At 39.7% G+C, this 20,550-nt stretch carries 12 protein-coding genes and 1 tRNA gene; 2 read left to right on the top strand and 11 right to left on the bottom strand.

Annotated features, from left to right (window positions below; all coding sequences use genetic code 11):
• Window positions 1-172: 172 nt before the first annotated feature.
• The 8 genes from ADH81_RS08520 to ADH81_RS08555 all read right to left on the bottom strand — a co-directional run bounded on the left by ADH81_RS08520 (window position 173) and on the right by ADH81_RS08555 (window position 16,259).
• Window positions 173-3,445: an SIALI-17 repeat-containing surface protein gene (locus ADH81_RS08520; protein WP_049528219.1), complete on the bottom strand. Its 3,273-nt coding sequence runs from the start codon at window positions 3,443-3,445 to the stop codon at window positions 173-175.
• Between the two features lie 639 nt (window positions 3,446-4,084).
• The gene (locus tag ADH81_RS08525) at window positions 4,085-7,981 is read right to left on the bottom strand and encodes an SIALI-17 repeat-containing surface protein (protein ID WP_049528221.1); all 3,897 of its coding nucleotides are present in this window, start codon (window positions 7,979-7,981) and stop codon (window positions 4,085-4,087) included.
• Between the two features lie 367 nt (window positions 7,982-8,348).
• Window positions 8,349-9,332: an acetylxylan esterase gene (locus tag ADH81_RS08530; protein ID WP_049528223.1), complete on the bottom strand. Its 984-nt coding sequence runs from the start codon at window positions 9,330-9,332 to the stop codon at window positions 8,349-8,351.
• Window positions 9,333-9,778: 446 nt separating this feature from the next.
• Window positions 9,779-10,705: an ATP-binding cassette domain-containing protein gene (locus ADH81_RS08535; RefSeq protein ID WP_049502741.1), complete on the bottom strand. Its 927-nt coding sequence runs from the start codon at window positions 10,703-10,705 to the stop codon at window positions 9,779-9,781.
• A gap of 10 nt (window positions 10,706-10,715) precedes the next feature.
• Window positions 10,716-11,783: an ABC transporter ATP-binding protein gene (locus ADH81_RS08540; RefSeq protein ID WP_049528226.1), complete on the bottom strand. Its 1,068-nt coding sequence runs from the start codon at window positions 11,781-11,783 to the stop codon at window positions 10,716-10,718.
• A gap of 8 nt (window positions 11,784-11,791) precedes the next feature.
• On the bottom strand, window positions 11,792-12,718 hold the full coding sequence (gene oppC / locus ADH81_RS08545; RefSeq protein ID WP_049528229.1) for an oligopeptide ABC transporter permease OppC: 927 nt from the start codon (window positions 12,716-12,718) through the stop codon (window positions 11,792-11,794).
• Entirely contained in the window at window positions 12,718-14,214 is a 1,497-nt protein-coding gene (locus ADH81_RS08550; protein WP_049528232.1) for an ABC transporter permease, read from the bottom strand. The genes oppC and ADH81_RS08550 overlap by 1 nt, the downstream gene beginning before the upstream one ends.
• 65 nt (window positions 14,215-14,279) lie before the next feature.
• Complete coding sequence (locus ADH81_RS08555; RefSeq protein ID WP_049528234.1) at window positions 14,280-16,259, bottom strand: peptide ABC transporter substrate-binding protein; 1,980 nt, start codon at window positions 16,257-16,259, stop codon at window positions 14,280-14,282.
• Window positions 16,260-16,440: 181 nt separating this feature from the next.
• Between ADH81_RS08555 and ADH81_RS08560 the strand changes: the two genes are divergently transcribed.
• Together ADH81_RS08560 and ADH81_RS08565 are read left to right on the top strand one after the other, a co-directional pair.
• Window positions 16,441-16,511: transfer RNA gene (locus ADH81_RS08560), tRNA-Cys, on the top strand.
• Between the two features lie 480 nt (window positions 16,512-16,991).
• A complete protein-coding gene (locus ADH81_RS08565; RefSeq protein ID WP_049528237.1) occupies window positions 16,992-17,171 on the top strand; it encodes a hypothetical protein in 180 nt (59 codons plus the stop codon).
• A gap of 221 nt (window positions 17,172-17,392) precedes the next feature.
• Here ADH81_RS08565 and ADH81_RS08570 read toward each other — a convergent pair whose 3' ends face one another.
• The 3 genes from ADH81_RS08570 to ADH81_RS08580 all read right to left on the bottom strand — a co-directional run bounded on the left by ADH81_RS08570 (window position 17,393) and on the right by ADH81_RS08580 (window position 20,410).
• On the bottom strand, window positions 17,393-17,773 hold the full coding sequence (locus ADH81_RS08570) for a PBECR2 nuclease fold domain-containing protein (protein WP_049528240.1): 381 nt from the start codon (window positions 17,771-17,773) through the stop codon (window positions 17,393-17,395).
• A 220-nt stretch (window positions 17,774-17,993) separates the two neighbouring features.
• A complete protein-coding gene (locus ADH81_RS08575; RefSeq protein WP_000390006.1) occupies window positions 17,994-19,325 on the bottom strand; it encodes a hemolysin family protein in 1,332 nt (443 codons plus the stop codon).
• A 254-nt stretch (window positions 19,326-19,579) separates the two neighbouring features.
• A complete protein-coding gene (locus tag ADH81_RS08580) occupies window positions 19,580-20,410 on the bottom strand; it encodes a DNA/RNA non-specific endonuclease (protein WP_049528243.1) in 831 nt (276 codons plus the stop codon).
• Between the last annotated feature and the right edge of the window lie 140 nt (window positions 20,411-20,550).

Below are 20,550 nucleotides of genomic sequence, written 5' to 3' on the forward strand. Positions count from 1 at the left end.
CTACACAAAAATAGGCTCCATAATATCCATAGGGGATTTACCCACTACAAATATTATAGAGCCCTTTTTTCTCGCAAACATGAAAGAAAAAAGGCCGTAACAAATTTCCGTTACGACCCTTTCTAACTAAGATCTAGTTTCACTAAGGAAACCTTCAATTTTAACGATTTGACTAATCTTCTTTTCTCTTCCCAAAAGCAAACATACCAAGGAACATCCCCACAAGTCCTACAGAAGCAAGGGCAGTGGCATCTTCATTTCCTGTCTTAGGAAGAACATCTTGACGAACTGCAGGTGCTTGATAGGTCTTATCCTGTGACATAGCCTGAGATACAATAGACTGCTGACCTTTGTGATCTGGATTTTTAGCGCTCGCTATTTCTGAACCTTTGACATCGCCTACAAATCCTGGTTTTTCTGTTGACGCGACGTCATTCTTCACACTGCCTGTGAATGCTGGGACTTCATGTACAGCTGCTTCGCTACCATTGACACCACCTGCAAATTCTGGAGATTCTGCTTTTGCTGCTTCTACACCATTGACTCCACCTGCAAATTCTGGAAGTTCTACTATCGGTGCTGCTTCTTCACCTACTGTACCAATAGGTTCAGTATACTCTGGGAGCTCCGTTACAGCTGCTTCACTACCATTGACTCCACCAGTAAATTCTGGAAGTTCAGCAGTCGCAGCTTCTACACCATTAACACCACCTGTGAATTCTGGTACTTCGTTAACAGCAGCTTCACTACCGTTGGCAGCTCCAGGAATACCTGCTCCTTCAAGACTCACTGGAAGGTTGTGCATACTCTCGATAGCTCCAGAAGCAAGTCCAGTTATCTCCTGACCAAGATCTGACTTGTCTATTGTAAATAGAAGAGTCTTCGTATCGTACTGGGTCATAAAGTTTATTTTTTTACCATTTGCCAACTGAAGTGTTGGGATTTTGTTAACCAAAACTTCTGAATCAAATTCTACTGCAAGAATTCCTGGCCATTTTTCAATAACATTTTTAACTTTGGCTTCTTTAGGAGAAATTCTTTCCTTCGTTAGGAAATCCCAGTTGAATTTCTTGAAGGATAGAGTATAAGGATTGCCACCAGCTTCATGATGTTCGTACAAGAGACCAAATTCTTTTGGTCCGATCTGTTGAAGTGAGTTATAGGCGTACTCCCCTTCTTGAATCAAATGATGATGCAGCCAAGTCAACTCGCCATCTTCTTCTACGCGAGCCACTCGAATGTAACCATTCTTACGACCTGGGCCATTGGCATTTGCTAGAAGGATATACTCTTTACCATCTTGAACCGTATGAGTCGCTGCCATTTGAACATAGACATCTGGTACATCATAGCGTGCTACATAGTTATCCCATGTAATACCACCATCATTACTTGTCGCAACTTGCAAATCACCAGTCAAACCACGCATAAAGAGTTTCAACTGACCATTATTCAATTGAACAACAGAAGATTCCGTATTTTGAGCGTAGTAATTGTTCATGTTGCTTGAATCAACTACTGTACCATCATAAAGTGTACGGTTATCATTGACACCGCCACCCATATGCCAAGTCTTACCATGGTCATCTGAGTAGATGATACGAGATGATTGAGAACCATTGAGGTGGTTTGTTCTATTCGTCGTATAGACAGGAACGACGATCCGACCTTTATGAGGTCCATTCTGGAGGGTAATGCCCACTCCAGGTCCCACACCTAAGAATTTCATCCAATCAGCTTTGACCATTGGGGTAATATCTTGAGGAGCTGACCAAGTCTTACCATCATCATCACTGTAAGACATCCATAGGTAGCTGTCTTTAGCAATTCTAAATGGAGAAGTTTTATTACTTGTAAAGTAGATATTTCCTAGTAACTGCTCACCCTGATAAAGATCACCTTTATCGCTATAAGCCGGCTTGACAGGATTTACAACAACACGGTAATCCGTTGCCTGACCATCTGGTGTGTAGACTACACCATTTTCACGAATAGTATAGGCCCCATTTTCTCCTTCACGATAGAGAATTTGGTAGGTTTTCCCATCAATTTCTTTATAAGCTTCCTCTTTTTCAGCTGACATCCCAAAGATACCTTTTCCTTCTGGGAACATATCATAGACTGAAAAGATTCGTTTGGTTTCAGTATCTTGGGCTAAAACCATATCGATATTTACTGGTGAACCAACAGATGGATCAGTAGCTTTTGGATTGTCGCGTAGATTCGTAAGTGTGATACGATCGCCCCATGTTTGGCCCTGATCTTCACTTCGTTTGACGACCATACCGATATCTCCCCAGTCATAGTGGTGCAATCGGCGTTCGTCAGCTCCAGCAATCAGAGTTCCCTTGTCAGTCTTAAGGAGGGCTGGAATACGATAGCTATTAATACCATCTGGATTTGACTGCCCATTTTTACCAGCTTCAAAGACATCCTTTTTATCTGTTATCTCAGCTCCTTCTGGAAGCTTTTTCTCTAATTCGGATCTTTCAAAGAGGTAGCTACGATTTTGAACTTCTTCTGGACTCAAGGCACGATCGTAAACAGTTAGATTACGAACTTGTAAGCCTGCCCCCCAAACCATACTTCCTGCACGATTTGTGGTACCAATTTGCATATGATTTACATCAGGCATATCTTTGATAAAGCGTCCTGATTTCTTACTTGTTCGTGACAAGACTCCATTTACATAGAGACGAACTTGTCCATCTGGAGAATCTGCACTTGGTCTTTCAACTGTAAAGGTTACTGAATTCCACTGACCTGGTTTGACTGTTAATGGTGCGTCTGTGTATCTATCATAAAATTGGTCGCCGTTTTGATCGCGGCCCTCAATCAAGGCAACGTTGTTATAAACAGCCATGGTGAAATATTCATTTCGAACCGTATCACTTGAGGCTGAGAAAAGGTTGTAAAATGCTGGTGCAGAAGCATCTGGTTTGAACTCCATATGAATGGTCGCATTTTGAAGCTGTTTCAGTTTGTCCAGTTGCTCTGTCAGATCAATTCTATTGCTATTTGCAGCATTAGTCTCTACATCTTCCCTTTCAAGAACAGTATTGACATTTTCCAACTCTCTAGCATAGTAATCACGTGGAAGTGAAGCTGGATCTTTTTCGATTTCTCTAGTTGCTTCTGCCGTTTCTGCTGTTGCAGTTGTCTCTGCCGTTGCAGTTGTCTCTGTTCCAGTATGTGCTTCTGTAGATGTATGTGTGACTGTATCTACCCCATTAGACTCTGTCGCACTCTTTTCAGTATCTACTGCTTTTTCTGCCTGATCCTTCTCTACTCCTAGTTCTGTCGTTTCCTTATTGGTAGCTGTTGCTTCTTGTGCCAATACTGGCGATGCACCAAAAACAACTGCTCCAATAACGACTGAAGCGGCTCCTACTGTAAATTTGCGAATTCCGTATCGTTGTTTTCTCTCCAACTGATTATGCTTCATCTTTCTTCCTTTCATTTTTAAAAATAAAGCGCTTTCTTTTTTGATTAAAATTTTTAGTCATCTGACTAAATGACAAAAATTACTTTTTCACGAAGGGTTACACTCGCTCTTTCAAATTTTCTCTCACTTAACGATCAACAATCTATCATCATGCCATCGTTAACTAGAGTCTCCTACTCCTTTCAAATTTTATCTTATTCTCATTATATAATAAATTTCTCTATTTTAAGATAGATGAATATAGAACAGATTTTACTTTCAGTTTTAGAAATATAAAATTGGACATTTGAAACTACTTTCGGACGCTTTGGATTTTTCTAACATAAAATTGCTTCATCCAGTTGAATCGTTTTTTAATGAACTTTATCTCAAACTTATACTCAATGAAAATCAAAGAGCAAACTATGAAGATAGCCGCAGGTTGCTCAAAACACCGTTTTGAGGTTGTGGATAGAACTGACGAAGTCAGTAACACATATACGGTAAGGCGAAGCTGACGTGGTTTGAAGAGATTTTCGAAGAGTATTAACTATTTGACTCCTGATTTATCTAGATCAAAAAGGCCGTAACTAGTTCTAGTCACGACCCTTTCTAATATAAGATCAAATTTCTCTATGAATTTCGTTAGTTTTAACTATTTCATTGATCTTCTTTTTTCTTACCCATGGCAAACATACCTAGGAGCATGCCTACAAGTCCGAGCGAAGCGAGAGGAGCAACATTTTCACTTCCTGTTTCAGGGAGGAGATGCTGATGAGCAGCAGGGGCTTGATAAGTTTTATCCTCTGCCATGGCCTGAACCACAATAGATTGTTCTCCCTTATACTCTGAAATCTCATGGACAGCAGCTTCAGCACTGTTTACACCACCTACATAGGCTGGAACTTCTGTACTCGCAGCTTCTAGCCCATTAACACCACCTGTGTACTCTGGAACCTCTAACTTAGCGGCCTCTACTCCATTAACACCACCTGTGTACTCTGGAACTTCTAACTTAGCAGGTTCTAATCCATTAATACCGCCTGTATATTCTGGCACCTCTAACTGAGCGGCCTCTACTGCATTGACGCCACCTGTATATTCTGGCACCTCTAACTTAGCGGATTCCACTGCATTGACGCCACCTGTATATTCTGGAGAATCTAACTTAGCGGATTCTACTGCATTCACACCACCTGTATATTCTGGCACCTCTAACTTAGCGGATTCCACTGCATTCACACCACCTGTGTATTCTGGAGAATCTAACTTAGCAGATTCTACTGCATTGACACCACCTGTATATTCTGGCACCTCTAACTTAGCGGATTCCACTGCATTCACACCACCTGTGTATTCTGGAGAATCTAACTTAGCGGATTCTACTGCATTGACACCGCCTTCGAACTCTGTACTTTCTGCCTTAACTCCTTCCTCACCATTGACGCCACCTTCGAAGGCTGGAACTTCATGAACGGCAGATTCCCCTTTTGAGCTTTCTACTAGATTACCTTCTGGAACTTCATGGACCGCGGCTTCCTCACCGTTCACACCACCTTCAAAGGCTGGAACTTCATGAACGGCTGCTTCGGCACCATTAACCCCACCTTCGAAGGCCGGAACTTCGTTAATAGTTCCTGGTGGATTTTCTTCAACCTCTATTTCTGGAACGTCATGAACAGCCGCTTCTTCGCCGTTCACACCACCTTCAAAGGCTGGTACATCATGAACGGCTGCTTCCTCACCGTTGACGCCACCATCAAAGGCTGGATCCTCATGAACTGTACCTTCACCATTGACTGCACCTGTAAACTCTGGAACTTCATGGATTTCTGCTTTTGCTCCATTTTTACCACCAGGGACTCCTGCACCTTCAAGACTTACAGGTAAATTATGCATACTCTCAATTGCACCATCAATGATTTCTGTAATTTCTTGACCAATATCTTCCTTGTTAACTGCGAAAAGCAATGTTTTTGTATCGTATTGCGTCAAGAAAGTCGCAAAGTTCCCATTTGCCAATTTAAGAACTGGTGGTTGATTCACCAATACTTCAGAATCAAATTCTAGAGCAATGACATTTTTGCTCATCTCTACTGCATTTTTCACAGTTGCTTTTGTTGGAGCAATTCTATCCTTGCTTAAGAAATCCCAGTTGAATTTCTTATAAGACAAGGTGTATTCATTTTGAGTGGCAGTCGCATGCTCATAAAGCAAGCCAAATTCGCCATTTCCAAGATCTTGCAAGGAGTTATAAGCAAATTTACCACTTTGAATTGGATTGTGCTTGAGCCAAGTTAGGTCTCCATTGGCTTCCACACGCGCTAAGTGCACCAGACCATTGTAACGTCCTGGCCCACCTGCATTACTGAGGATGATATATTCCTTACCATCTTGCACCGTATGAATGGCAGACATTTGAACGTAGACATCTTTGACATCTGAATAGCGTTTTACATCTTTTTCCCAAGTCGCTCCGCCATCTTTACTTGTTGCAACCTGCAAATCTCCGGTCAATCCACGCATAAAGAGTTTGAGGTCTCCATTATTCAACTGCACAACAGTTGACTCAGTATTTTGAGCACCTGGATTATTCATAGTTGAAGAATGAATTGTTTGGTTACCTACTGGACGGTTATCATTGACCGCTTCACCAGCGTGCCAAGTTTCACCATGGTCATCTGAGTAAATGACACGTGAAGACTGGGATCCACTTAGGTAGGATACGTTATTTGTTGTGTAGGCTGGGATAACCAGACGCCCTTTATGAGGTCCTGAATGTAAGGCAATACCTGTACCAGGTCCTGTTCCTAAGAAATGCATCCAGTCCTTACGAATACCGTATGTAATATCTTTTGGTGCAGACCAAGTTTTTCCATCGTCATCGCTATAAGACATCCAGAGATAGTTAGTGTTTGAAACTCTAAAGATATTCTTGTCGCTATAATCAAAGTAGACATTACCAATCAGTTCTTCACCTTTATACAAATCACCCTTATCACTATAGGCTGGTTGCTTAGGATCAACTACAACACGGTATTCTGTCTTTCTATTTTCAGGATCAAAGACTTCACCATTTTCACGGATTGTATATCGTCCTGCTTCACCTTTTTTGTATAGAACCTGATAAACTTTATCTCCAATTTGCTCATAGGCTTGTGGTGCTTTTCCTGGTAAATCTCTAACAGCTTCACCTTCTACGAACATATCAAAAATAGAGAAGATTCGCTTAGTTTTCGGATCTTGGACTAGGGCCATGTCAATGTTGACTGGTGATCCCGCATGAGCTCTTCTGGCATTCTCATTATCACGAGGATTTGAGATGACAATTCTATCTCCCCACGTTTTGCCCTTATCATCACTACGACGAATGACCATACCGATATCACCCCAGTCAGAGTGATGCAAACGACGTTCATCAGCTCCAGCAATCAAGGTTCCCTTATCAGTTTTCAGCAGGGCTGGAATGCGGTAGCTTGCGATACCATCTTTATTTGGCTTACGGTTCTCACCACCTTCAAAAACATCCAGTTTATCAGTAACTTCTGCTCCTTCAGGAAGTTTCTTCTCCAACTCTCCTCTTTCAAAAAGTTGGCTACGTTTTTTAACTTCTTCTTGAGAAAGAGCACGGTCATAAACCGTTAGATTACGGACTTTAAGATTAGCACCCCAGAAGTTTTTGCCTGTACGTTTTGTTGTACCGATTTGTACATGGTTGACATCTGGCATATCTTGAATGAAACGACCAGACTGAGGACTTGTACGTGACAAGACACCATTCACATAGACACGAACTTGACCTTTTGGTTGGTCTGCATTTGGTCTTTCAACTGTAAAGGTTACAGAGTTCCACTCACCTGGCTTAATTTTCAAAGGAGCAGTTTTATAATCACCATAGAATTGGTTTCCATTTGCATCACGACCTTCAACGATAGCTGTGTTATCAAGGATGGCCATAGTGAAATACTCATTTACTTTGGTATCGCTAGAAACTGAGAAGAGGTTGTAAAAACGTGGAGCAGATGCATCTGGCTTAAACTCCATATGAATGGTCGCATTTTGAAGTTTTTTAAGCTTGTCTAGCTCCTCCTTCATGTCAACTCTTTGACCGTTTGAAGGATTGGTTTCAACATCTTCTTTCTCTATAACAGTATTGGCATTTTCCAACTCTCTTGTATAAAAGTCACGAGGAATGTTTCCAACTTCCTCGTCTTCACTCTCTGTAGCTGGAGTTTCGTTTGATGTTTCTGTTCCGGTTGGTTTTTCAGACCCTGGGTTTGCTTGCAACTCTTCACGGCTCACTTCTGTTCCACTATTATTTACTGTGGTTACTTGGCCTGCAAGCTCCTTATCTAAATTAGCTAGACTTCCTGTCTCTACTTCCTTAGGCAATTCTGGCAAAGATTGCCCCGCTGTTTCACCATTCGTTGATGGTGCCTCTTGAGCCAAAGCCGGTGCAGCACCAAAAACAACCGCTCCAATCACTACTGAAGCTGCTCCAACTGCAAATTTCCGAATTCCGTATCTCTGTTTTCTATCAAAATCTCTCTGATTCATGTTTTCCCTTCCGTTATTTTAAAAAATAAAGCGCTTTCTTTTTTGCTTAAAATTTTTATCCCTTCAGACTAGATGCAAATAAGAAACTGTATTATTGAATGGAATTGCCATTCTTTGTAAATGAAATGCTGTTGCTCTTTTATAAACTCTATGTTAAAAATAAGCAAACAGCTAGACTCCTTTCACTTTTTATTTTAATCATATTATATAATAAATATTCTAATTTTTAGACTTTGTAATCTATAATAGATTCTACTTTCAAAGATATTTAGAAGTTTCAAACCACCTGAAACTACTTTCCCATTATCTGAGTCACATAAAGAAAAGCCTGTAGTTCATTCGAAACTACAGAGCTTTTTTTCAATTTTTAGTGACCAAGATAGGTAAAGGGGATCTCACTACCACACAACCAGTTGTAAACTTGATCATTGACATGAACATTCATGGCTTCATGAGCGTATTCAGGCATGATACGATAACTCTTTTCACAAGTCAAACGGTTGTAAATAGCAAACTGAGTGATTGGATAGCAGACATCGTCATCAAGTCCAGTAATCATCCGAACTTCCCCCTTAATACAATGGGCAAGATTTTTTACATCGATATAGCTAAGTGTTTCCATAATCTGCTCTTCTGTCTCATGGAATGGGTCATGGAACTTAAAGTAACGAAAGAGTTCATCATAGGCTTCGCTGGTATTTCCAATCTCTAGCACTCGTCTAAAGTCTGATAAGAATGGATAAATAGCTACGGTTCGCTTAATCCGTTGATTCAACCCCGCAGCCACCAGAGCCAGCGCTCCTCCTTGAGAAGCTCCATAGCTTGCTAATTGCCCCTCATCCACTTGTGGGAAGCTAGCTACAATCTCAACTAATTGATAAATATCAAGATAAACATCCTTATAGAAGAGTTGCTCTTTTCCTTCTACTGCACCACGAATGATTTGACCCTTAACTGTATTTCCAAGAGGCGAGCGTAACCCATCTTGTGAGTAACCAGACTGACCACGGACATCCATAGATACAACACCATAACCAGCGACTGTAAAGGCCAACATATCTGCCCAATCCCAACAACGTCCCATATACCCATGGAAGTGGAAAATGACAGGTACTTTCTTTTCTGATTTTGGTAAGACCACTCGAGCATAAACGAGCCCATCACGTGTACCTTTAAAAGTTAGCTCATAACACTTCACATTTGGAATACGAAAATCACGTTCCTCTAATTGGTAATCTGGCAAGACCGAAACCTTCTCAATCTCCCCATCCCAAAAATCGTCAAAGTCTTGCGGAACTTCATCTCGCCCTCTGTAAGTTTTCATTTCTTCTATTAGTGCTGGATTTCTCATAAAACCCTCCTTAATTTTGTAACCGTTACCATAACTCTAGCACATAAAGGAAGGCAATGCAAGATTGATATTTTAAATAGAAAGTGATTTTAATTTTGAAGATTCATCAGAGCTATTCTGAAAGTAGTTTTATCCATTCCATTCTGTATAGATTCAATACACTTTCAAAGAAAACAGCTTCTTTGCTCTCTCATCCAAGAGTCATTGAAGACTAGTCTTATACTCTTCGAAAATCAAATTCAATCTACGTCAGCTTTATCTGCAACCTCAAAGCCGTGCTTTGAGCAACCTACGGCTAGCTTCCTAGTTTGCTCTTTGATTTTCATTGAGTCTTAGCATGTTCTCGGATATATACTGATCTATCTTTAAACTAGTGTTTGTTTACAAAAATAAAAAAGTTTCATAATCTTAATAGAATTGTTCTACCAAGATTACAAAACTCTTTCTTATTTCAAATCTTTTTTATAGCGTTCCAACTCAGCTTGGTTTGCCCAAACATAGTGACCTGGACGAATTTCTACCATAGAAGGTTTATCAGTTTCATAGTCATGTTGATCTGGATCATAGACTTTCAAAACTTTTTTACGTTCCAAGATTGGGTCTGGAATAGGAACAGCTGATAGAAGTGCTTGCGTGTATGGATGAACTGGATTGTTAAACAATTCTTCAGTCTCAGCCACTTCAACAATAACACCCTTATAAATTACCGCGATACGATCAGAGATGAAACGAACTACTGACAAATCGTGGGCGATAAAGAGATAAGTCAAGCCTAATTCCTTTTGGAATTTCTTGAGCAAGTTCAAAACTTGGGCACGTACTGAAACGTCCAAGGCTGAAATCGGCTCATCCGCAATAACGAAGTCAGGTTGCATAACCAAGGCACGGGCAATCCCAATACGTTGACGTTGACCACCTGAAAACTCATGTGGATAACGTGTCAAGTGTTCAGCCAAAAGTCCCACTTCACGAATGATATTTTGAACTTTTTCTTTTCTTTCTTCTTCATCTTTAAACAAATGATAGTTATAAAGACCTTCAGAAATGATATAGTCAACCGTTGCACGTTCATTCAAACTTGCAGCAGGGTCTTGGAAAATCATTTGAATACGACGGATTAATTCCGAAGCTTGTTCACGTGATTTTTTACCATTAATTTTTTTACCTTCAAAGATGATATCACCTTTGCTAGTATCATTAAGACCGATAATAGCACGACCAATTGTTGTCTTACCACTACCAGACTCTCCAACAAGTGAGAAAGTTTCTCCTTTGTTGATAAAGAAGTTCGCATTTTTAACAGCGACAAACTTTTTGCTTCCTTCACCGAAGGAAATTTCTAAGTCTTTAATTTCTACTAATTTTTCAGACATTTCCTTCCTCCTAGTCCTCAAGATGTGTAAAGCCCATCTTTTCACGAATCTTGTCGTGTAAATCTGCAATCACCGATGGTTTTTCAACTTTTGGAGCTTGTTCATGAAGCAACCATGTCTTAGCCCAATGAGTATCAGATACTGCAAACTGAGGTGCTTTTTCCTCGAAGTCAATCTTCATAGCATAATCTGAACGAAGAGCAAAAGCATCTCCCTTCAATTCAGTATAAAGCGATGGAGGTGTCCCAGGGATTGAGTACAATTCACCTTTGTCATCCGCAAGTTGAGGCAAGCTTGACAAGAGGCTCCATGTATATGGATGACGTGGGTCGTAGAAGATTTCTTCAACAGTACCATACTCGACGATTTCACCAGCATACATAACTGCAACTTTATCAGCGATACTTGCTACAACACCTAGGTCGTGGGTGATAAAGATTGTTGTAAAGTGGTATTCGTGTTGAAGTGACTTCAACAAATCAATAATCTGTGCCTGAATGGTCACGTCAAGAGCTGTTGTCGGCTCATCACAGATAAGAATGTCTGGACGACAGGCAAGAGCAATCGCGATAACAATACGTTGACGCATTCCCCCTGAATATTGGAATGGATACTCGTCAAAACGTTTCTCAGAATCTGGAATACCAACTTTATTCATATAGTCAATAGCCATCTCTTTAGCTTCTTGAGCAGTCTTGCCTTGGTGTTTAACAATAACTTCTGTGATTTGACTTCCGATTGTCTTGATTGGGTCTAGACTGGTCATCGGATCTTGGAAGATAGTTGCAATCTTCGCACCACGAATACTTTCCCATTCTTTATGAGAAGATAAGGCTGTCAAATCTTGTCCACGGTAATTAATACTACCTTGTGCAATACGACCATTTTCTTCCAACATTCCTGTGAATGTTTTTGTCAAAACTGATTTACCTGAACCTGACTCCCCAACTAAGGCGAGGACCTCTCCCTCAATCAAATCGATGGAGACACCTCGAATAGCTGTCAAAATCTTGTCACGAACATCAAATTCCACGACAATATCTTGAGCAGTCAAAATTACATTTTTTCCTTTTATCATGTCTACTCCTATCTATGTGTACGTGGATCACTAGCATCCGCTAGGTTTTGACCTACTACGAAAAGGGACAAGGATACCAAGACCAAAGTTGTCAATGGAATCCAGAAGAGATATGCATTGGTTGTTACGTTCTGAGAATAATCTGAAATCAAACGTCCCAAACTTGGTACTGTGATGGGCAAGCCAAGTCCAAAGAATGATAGGAAAGCCTCATATGAGATAAAGGCTGGAAGCATTTGCGACGTACTCGTAACAATAACAGATACCAATTGGGGCATAATGTTTTTCACAATAATCTTATAACTTGGTGTTCCCAAGGTACGTGAAGCAAGGTTGTACTCTAAATCACGGTAACGTAACATTTGGATACGAATTGAATGGGCAACACCAATCCAAGTGGTTACACTCATGGCAAAGATCAAGTTCCAGAAACCTGCCCCGATAGAGTAAGTCAAAACAATAACGATCAAAAGTGATGGAATATTGTTGATAACGTTGTAGACTTCCATCATGATACGGTCAACTGATTTTGAGATCCCCCAAAGTCCACCAATGACAACACCGATAAAAAGGTTAACAAAGGTAGCAATAACCGAAATCAAGATAGAGTTACGAGCCCCAAACCAGACACCATCAAAGAGAGATTTACCATTACTGTCTGTTCCAAACCAATATTCAGCATTTGGCTTAATGTAACGAGCGCTAAAATCGTTTACCTTACTTACATCATTAAAGTCAAAATCAGAAAACATTGGGTAAATGAAACTCATCAAAACAATTGCAATCAAGATACCTAGCATGATTACTGTTGATTTCTTCTTCAAAAACTGTCTAAAGACAGAACCCCAGTATGAGTAGGCAGGAGCATCAATTGCTTCAGAGGCATAATCATCACGTTTTACAAACTGAAATTTTTCATTACTAATTGTAGACATTATTTGCCTCCTTTCTCTGTCAATTTAATACGTGGGTCAATAATCGTCATCCAAATATCACCAATAAGGTTTGAGAAGATTGAGACACAAGTGAAGATAAAGACGAGACCAACTACCATATTATTGTTTGAAGCCTTTACAGAGTCGATCAACATTTTACCCATACCTGGGAAGGCGAAGACTGTTTCAGTAAGAGTTGCTCCACCAATAACACCAATGATAGCACCTGGAATACCAGAAACAAGTGGTACCATAGCATTTTTAAAGATATGCTTATCAGAAATCTCTTTCTCAGACAAACCTTTTGCACGAGCAAAACGAACGAAATCTTGTGATTGCAAGTCAATCATATAACGGCGAATCCAAATTGCCATAGTAGGTGCTCCTAACAAGCCCAAAATCACAGCAGGAAGGACATAAGAACGCCAATCACCAGCACCCAAGATTGGGAATGAATCTGGGAAGCCAATTGAAGAACCAATCAAACGAATAATATAGACTAGGGCAATCGTTGGAAGAGCCAACAAGAAAGTTAGAGTCCCTGTAGCGAAACTATCAATCCAAGTGTTTTTGAAACGAGCCATTGCTGAACCAAGAGGAATCGCAATCGCGTATGAAATCGAAAGACCAATCAAACCAGTGATAGCAGAACTTGCAATCATAGATGGGTACTGATAGTTGCTCTCAGTAGCAGTATATGGATCATCTTTACCGTAGTTCGCTACTTCACGAGCATCAGCTTGACTCGGAGATTTATAAGTTCTTGAGTAGATATTGACTGATGATGTTTTCTTACCAGTTGGGAATTGGACTTCAGAAGTCTTTGTTTGTCCTTGTCCTTGTGTAATAACCTGAAGTACAGGAGTGTTAGCGTATGTTGGGTAAGAATCTCCTAGGTTCAAGTTGACAAAGTTTTGGTGAACAAATGGGAACTGACTATTGAAGTACAAGAGGTATTTGTGTTTAGTACCTGAACCCACAAGAGACCAACCGATAGCAGGGTCATTCTCAAAGCGCAAATAACGCTCTAAGTTAGGATTCTCAGGGTCTTGGATCTTGTTTGTATGGTCAATATCAAGCAAGTTTGCATAGAATTTGAACACACGCTCAAAAATAGGAATTTCACGTGTAGCGTAGAATTGTCCACTCTCTGTAAACTCACCTAGAGTCCAACCATTCCCAAGTTGTTGGATATATTTTTCATAGATTGCTTTATTTGTATCATTTGCATCTACTGTAACAGAAGAGTCAATGCTACTAGCTTTTTCCTGCAACTCTTTCGTATCGTAATATTCGATATAACCCATACGCTCAAAAACGGTATTTTCATAGTTATCACGTTTATCAGCCGTTGTTGCAATTTTATTGTAGTTAGTATCTTGTTTGAAGATCAACTTCCGTGGAACCATCGTATAGATGATTGTGTAAATCAAGGTCGTTACTAAGAAAATAGAAACCAACGACCGCAAGATACGCATAAAAACATATTTTTTCATATTATTTCCTTTAAAATCCCAAAAGAACCTTCTCCTTTAGGAGAGAAAGTTCTGATGAGCATTATTTATTTCACATGACTCGCTAACTCTTTTTGAGCTTTTTCGTTTGATTCAGCTTTTTCTTTGAGCCATTTTTCACGAGCTTCTTTGTACTCTTTGGTTGTTACAGTGTTTGCTTGCAATTGAAGATATTTGAAGTAAACATCTGAACCTTTATCACCTGATTGAGTATATGATGCTGAGAATGGTACTACGCGAGAAATGATTGGTGCTGCTCCTGAAGAAGACATAGCTGGAAGGAAGAGTGAGCTGTCTGTTAACCAAGCTTGTGCTGCTGCATATTTCTCATAACGTTTGTTAAGATCGGTTGTTTCATTTCCAGCTTCGTCAACTAATTTATCATATTCTTTCAAACCAACTTGAGCAACCGCTGGGTTTGATGGATTGTCATAGCCCATGTAGGTCTTAGTTGTTTCACTATTAGTTGTTTTCAAGATATCAAGGTAAGTTGATGGATCATCATAGTCTGGATTCCATCCAACTGCACCTGAAATATCCCAATCCTCTGCTGCCGCACTAGCAGCGTAGTATGTGATATTGTGTAATTCATCCGTAGTGATTTGTTGGATATCGATAACTACATTATCTGTACCCAAAGCGGTCTCAACAGATTGTTTAAATGATTGGATACGAGCGATATAGTTTTTAGCTGTTTGGTCAACTGGAATATCCAAGTGGATTGGGAATTTTACACCATCTGCTTCAAGGTCTTTTTTAGCTTTAGCTAGTTCTGCTTTAGCTTTATCAGCATTGTAAAGACCATCTTGAGCATCAGCAAAGTTTACGTCTTTCCATTCATCACCATAAGAAACAACCTTCTCAGTAACTAAATCACCAAATGATTTTCCATTTGCTGAAACAAATTCAGGTTTTACAAATAGATTACGGACAGCAAGTGCTGCTCCATCCTTACCATTTAGCTGAGCTGAATAAGCAGTACGGTCAAAAGCAAAGTTCAAAGCTTGACGGAAGTCTTTGTTAAGAAGAGCTTTCTTAGTAGAAGTCTTTTCCTCGTCAGTTGTTTTTGATGTATATTTATAACTTTGACGGTCAATGTTAACACCTAAACCAGCAATACCTGCTCCCTGTGGGTTATAGTAGATATTATCTTTATATGTTTCTGCTACCTTAGAATAGTTTGAGCTAGTAGGGAAGAGACGGGCATAACTGTATGCACCATTTGTAAAGTTACGCTCAAGTGACTCTTGGTCTGAACCATCATAGTAAGAAAGTGTTACAGTATCGATGTGAACATTGTCTTTATCCCAATACTGATCATTCTTTGCAAATTCGATAGAAGACTTAGCTGTCAATCCCTTAAGCAAGAACGGACCATTGTAAAGCAACGATGTTGGATCTGTCGCCTTACCAAAGTCTTTACCTTTTGATTTTTCAAACTCTGCGTTCAAAGGCCAGAAAATTCCGTAAGACAATTTAGAGTTCCAGTATGGTTCTGGTTGGTTCAACGTGTATTGAAGAGTGTAATCATCAACAGCTTTTACACCTACAGCAGAGAAGTCTGTATTGTTCCCTGATACATAGTCAGCCAATCCTTTAACAGAATTTTGTGCTAGGTAAAGAGCGGCTGATTTATTGTCGGCTGCGTGTTTCAAACCTGTAACAAAGTCATTTGCAGTTACTTCTGCATATTCTTCACCATCAGATGTTAACCATTTTACACCTTTACGAATTTTGTAAGTGTATGTTAAACCATCTTGAGACACTGACCAGTCTTCTGCGACTGCAGGAGTAAGGTTACCATACTTATCACTTGTAAAGAGCCCGTCGATACCGTTTGAAGTGGCAACTTTAGTACTTTGTTTACCAGAGATAAGATAGTCCAATGTTTCTGGGTCAGCAGTATAAGTATAGCCATAGGCTTTTGGTGCTTCAGCATTTGATGATTTTGAAGAACCACAAGCTGCGAGAACGCCTGTTGCGAGTAGGGCAACCCCTGCTACCGCAAAAATCCGACTTTTTTTCATGTTTAGTTAACTCCTCTATTAAAATTAATGAGATACTGTTAATTATACCACACTCCCTTTCAAAAGTAAACGAATTTTCAGAATATTTTGTCGCATGCCTTTTGTAAACAGGAAAACTTACATTTTCAGAAAAGAAACTATTGACGAGATTTAATTTAAAAGGTATAATAATAAAAGTTAAGGCGGTATAGCCAAGTGGTAAGGCACGGCTCTGCAAAAGCTTGATCGTCGGTTCAAATCCGTCTACCGCCTTATGATACCGATTTTATCGGAATTTATCCAGACAAAAGCCTCGATTTTATGGGCTTTTTTATTTTTTTCTTCGTATAAATAAGGATAACTTAAAAAAACTTTTGGGGAGAGTTTGGGGCAAATATTTTCTAAAAAACTTCACCAAAACCTTTGATTTTCTCGCTTCCCCGTGACATGATGTAATCAAGCAAAGGAAACGAGGAAAGTGAGCAAAGAAGATTGGCTTAGCGATAGACAATATCCCTGAATCAGGAACTGCTATCGCAAGTCTAATGACCGCGATAACGGTCACAAGGCAAAACTAAAAGCGTAAACCAAACTCCCGCAAAAGAAAAGGTAAACGCTAAGAGGTAGGGGCGAAAGCCCCTTACACCTCTATTTTTCAAACGAAAAGAGGGAAAGCAATGGTTAGTGCAATAACTATTTTTATAATTGCAATCAATGTATACATTTATCTCAAAAATAAAGAGGACAAATAATATGAGAAAAGTTATTCAACAATTATTAGACAGTTCGATGTCTACATCTGCTATTTCGCAAGGCGCTGGAGTGCCGTGGACTACTGTTTCTGATCTCAGAAAAGGAAAAACAAGCATGGACAAAATGGCCCTTCTCACAGCAGAAAAACTTTATGATTTTGCCTTATCTGACAAGCAGTGATTTCGGTCACTGCTTTTATTATTTCAAAAAAAACTCAAGCCTGAGCCTGCATTTGGTGTAACCTATTTTAAAATTCTCGAATAAAAAAGGAGCATTACAGCTCCTCTTTTGAAATAACGGACACTTGGCTGGTCGGTGTACCCAGCATCTCAGATACCTTTTTCAAGGTGCGGCAGGAACCTTTCTGCCCTCAAATGTCTTTCGTTAATTTTATTCTAGCACTATCTACTTTTTTTGTCAATTTTTCTCAATCTACCAGACTTAATACGACTTTGTAACTTGTAATCTTGTATACGATACATGGTCGGGACGTAAAAGAAATCGCCACTTTTATGTAACTTGATAGCAACAAGTACATTATCATCAAATCTTTTTACATATTCAAAACTAGCGCCTTTCTCTCGTGGATTGATCCCAACGAAATCTGGATTACTTAGTATGAGTTCCAAGTCTTCAATATACTGAATCACATCATTATGATGTCGTTTCAGCATATGACTTCTCAACCCTTCTTTGTTAACCTTGATGTCGCTCGCTTCAAGAACAATATTAAAAATCTCTTTTACTTCATTAGTAACCTGACCAATTTTTTCATGATCCATCATTTCCTCCGTTATTCCACAACTATTATATCACATTTTATTTGGTCGTAATCAAGCATCAAGCTCAATCGTAAACTCCGTCTTGTCTGTCATACTATCATCTGCTTTCAGGTAGTACCAGCCGTCTACCGCCTCTATATTATCAAAGGCTCCTATAGGAGTCTTTTCTTTTTTACTAGTAGAAAAGCTTTATCAGTTCTACTCTGATAAAGCTTTTGTTTTATTCTGTTTCTTCTTCTGATTCGAGTTCTTGGATTTGAACCTTAAGCTTGGTTACACGTCCATTTTTGACCTTATCATTGGTTAGGGTGATATGCTTATTGCTACTTTCTAACTCATAGCTAAGTTTTTCTGATGTTGGAATAGTTCCCACGCCAGTCAAATAGTAACCAGCGATCGTATCTACATCATCACTTTCAAGTTCAACATCAAAGTAGTCATTGAAGTCATTTAAATTCATTGTTCCTTGAACGATATAGGTATCTTCGCCAATTGTATGAACATAGACTTCAGCTCGGTCAGTTTCATCATCAATCTCACCGACAATCTCCTCAAGGAGATCCTCTAGCGTAACTAGACCAGCCATTCCCCCATATTCATCGAGAAGAATAGCCATTTGTCTTTGTGAATTTCTCAACTCTTTTAATAAATCATCCACAAAAATAGTTTCAGGTACAAAGAGCGGTTCCTGCAAAATCTTTCTCAATACGATATTGTCAAAACCATCGGTAAAGCCTGCTTTTAGCAGACTCTTGGTATGAATCAAACCAATCACGTTATCCTTGTCATCATCATAGACAGGAATACGAGAAAAGTTTTGTTTTAAGATGCTTTCGATAATCGTCTGAGTATCATCTTGAATATCTACCATGAAAGCATCGGTTCGAGGAACCATGACTTCACGTGCCATGAGCTCGTCTAGCGAGAAAATCCCTTGTAACATTTCAATTTCATCAGCATCCAAGGTTTCTTCACTCTTAGACAACATGTACTCAATCTCATCACGAGTCATTTTTTCATCTGCATCGTCAAATGTCATCGGTGTCAATTGACTCAAGAGATTAGTTGATGCTGAGAGCATCCAAACGAAGGGACTCACAATCTTACCCAGAGCAATAATAAACGGTACTGTTCTGATAGCCAAGGCATCCTTAAGATTTAGAGCAATTCGCTTAGGATAAAGCTCACCAAAAACAATAGAAATATAGGTCAAGAAAGCTAATGATAAGAAGCTAGCTACCGCATAGGCAGTTTCGCTATTTCCCATCCAAGAGGCAATCAACTCTCCAAGTGAATCTGCTAGTTTAGCCCCTGACAAGATTGTAATTAAGGTGATACCAACTTGAATGGTTGATAAAAAGTGATTCGGGTTTTCAAGTACCTTTAGTAAACGGATATAGCGTTTATCTCCCTCCTCAGCTTTTTGCTCAACACGTGAACGACTAAGTGAAACCATGGCCATTTCTGTTGCAGAGAAAAAGGCATTTAAAAAGGTCAAAACAACTAATAAAACAAATTGCAGTAACAAATCCTGACTGCTCGGGTCTTCCATTTTCCTTCTCCTAAAAAGTATAATTGAAACTATTATACCATATTTTCCAATTTCTACACATTAATTTTCAATTTCTATGATAAAGAGTCGCTGAATAGAGAGCTGCAATCCAAGTCCTGACACCCTAGTTCAAGCCTTGTAAATCTTCAAAAATGCTCTTTAAAATCTGAAAAGAGGAAAATACAAGCAATCGTGTCAACAGTTCATGAGTAATAAAAAATGAGGTTGGGATTTCCTCTCAACCTCTTGAACAATTAGTTAGCTTTTGTGACTGTGACCTCACCTGTTCGGTAATCTAACTGAATTCCCTTTTGGACATTTGGAATAACGACATTAAACTCCAATTCTCCGTCAGAGGACTTAGCTTCAATCTGCGATGCGGATGGCACCAAGTCTTCCTCAGACGCATAGAGCAACGTCACACGGTAACGCACTCGTTTGTTTTGATCTAGGGCTTTTCGAACCAGACTTTCATAGTAGTTTTGGCCTGTGGAATCTTCTGCACGCGCTTGGTTGGCCCAAGCTGTCTGTACGGCAATATTTTTAGGATTGCTGGTAGAAGCATCGAAGTCATCTAAGCCACCTATCAAGGCATAGCCTAACAAGTGTCCTCTATCGACCGCATGGTTATAGCTTCCTTTTAGATTCTTAACCTGATGCCAACCCGCAGGCGTCCAAGATGTTGAACCATTGCCAGTTTCTTCACGGTCCTTGTACTGCCTTGTTGCCTTTGACATGATCGCATTCGCTACTGTGGGAACTGTCTCTCCTCCTACAGTTTTTGTCTTGTTATCCGCATAGGGTTTGCTTGAAACCTTAGCATCCAGATTGGTTTTATTGTTATTGACGATAAAGGCTCCTGCGCCATTCCACTCTAGAGTACCCTTAATTTGTTTTTTAACCGAATCTGTTAGGACACTTTCAGCCAGTTCTTGACTTGGAGTATCAGACGACTGTGATTTTTGTTTTACTTGTGTTTGTGGTGCAGTATTGGAAGACTGCATTTGTTTAATATAGTAGCTTCCTGCTGACAAGAGCAAAAAGAGCAAGAGGCCAATTAGGGCCTGCCTTGTTTTTTTATTCATATTTTCTCCTTGTACTCTTCGAAAATCAAATTCAAACCACGTCAGCTTCACCTTGCCGTATATGTGTTACTGACTTCGTCAGTTCTATCCACAACCTCAAAACTGTGTTTTGAGCAGCCTGCGGCTAGCTTCCTAGTTTG

Source organism: Streptococcus pseudopneumoniae, assembly GCF_001072925.1.
Taxonomy (GTDB): domain Bacteria; phylum Bacillota; class Bacilli; order Lactobacillales; family Streptococcaceae; genus Streptococcus; species Streptococcus pseudopneumoniae_Q.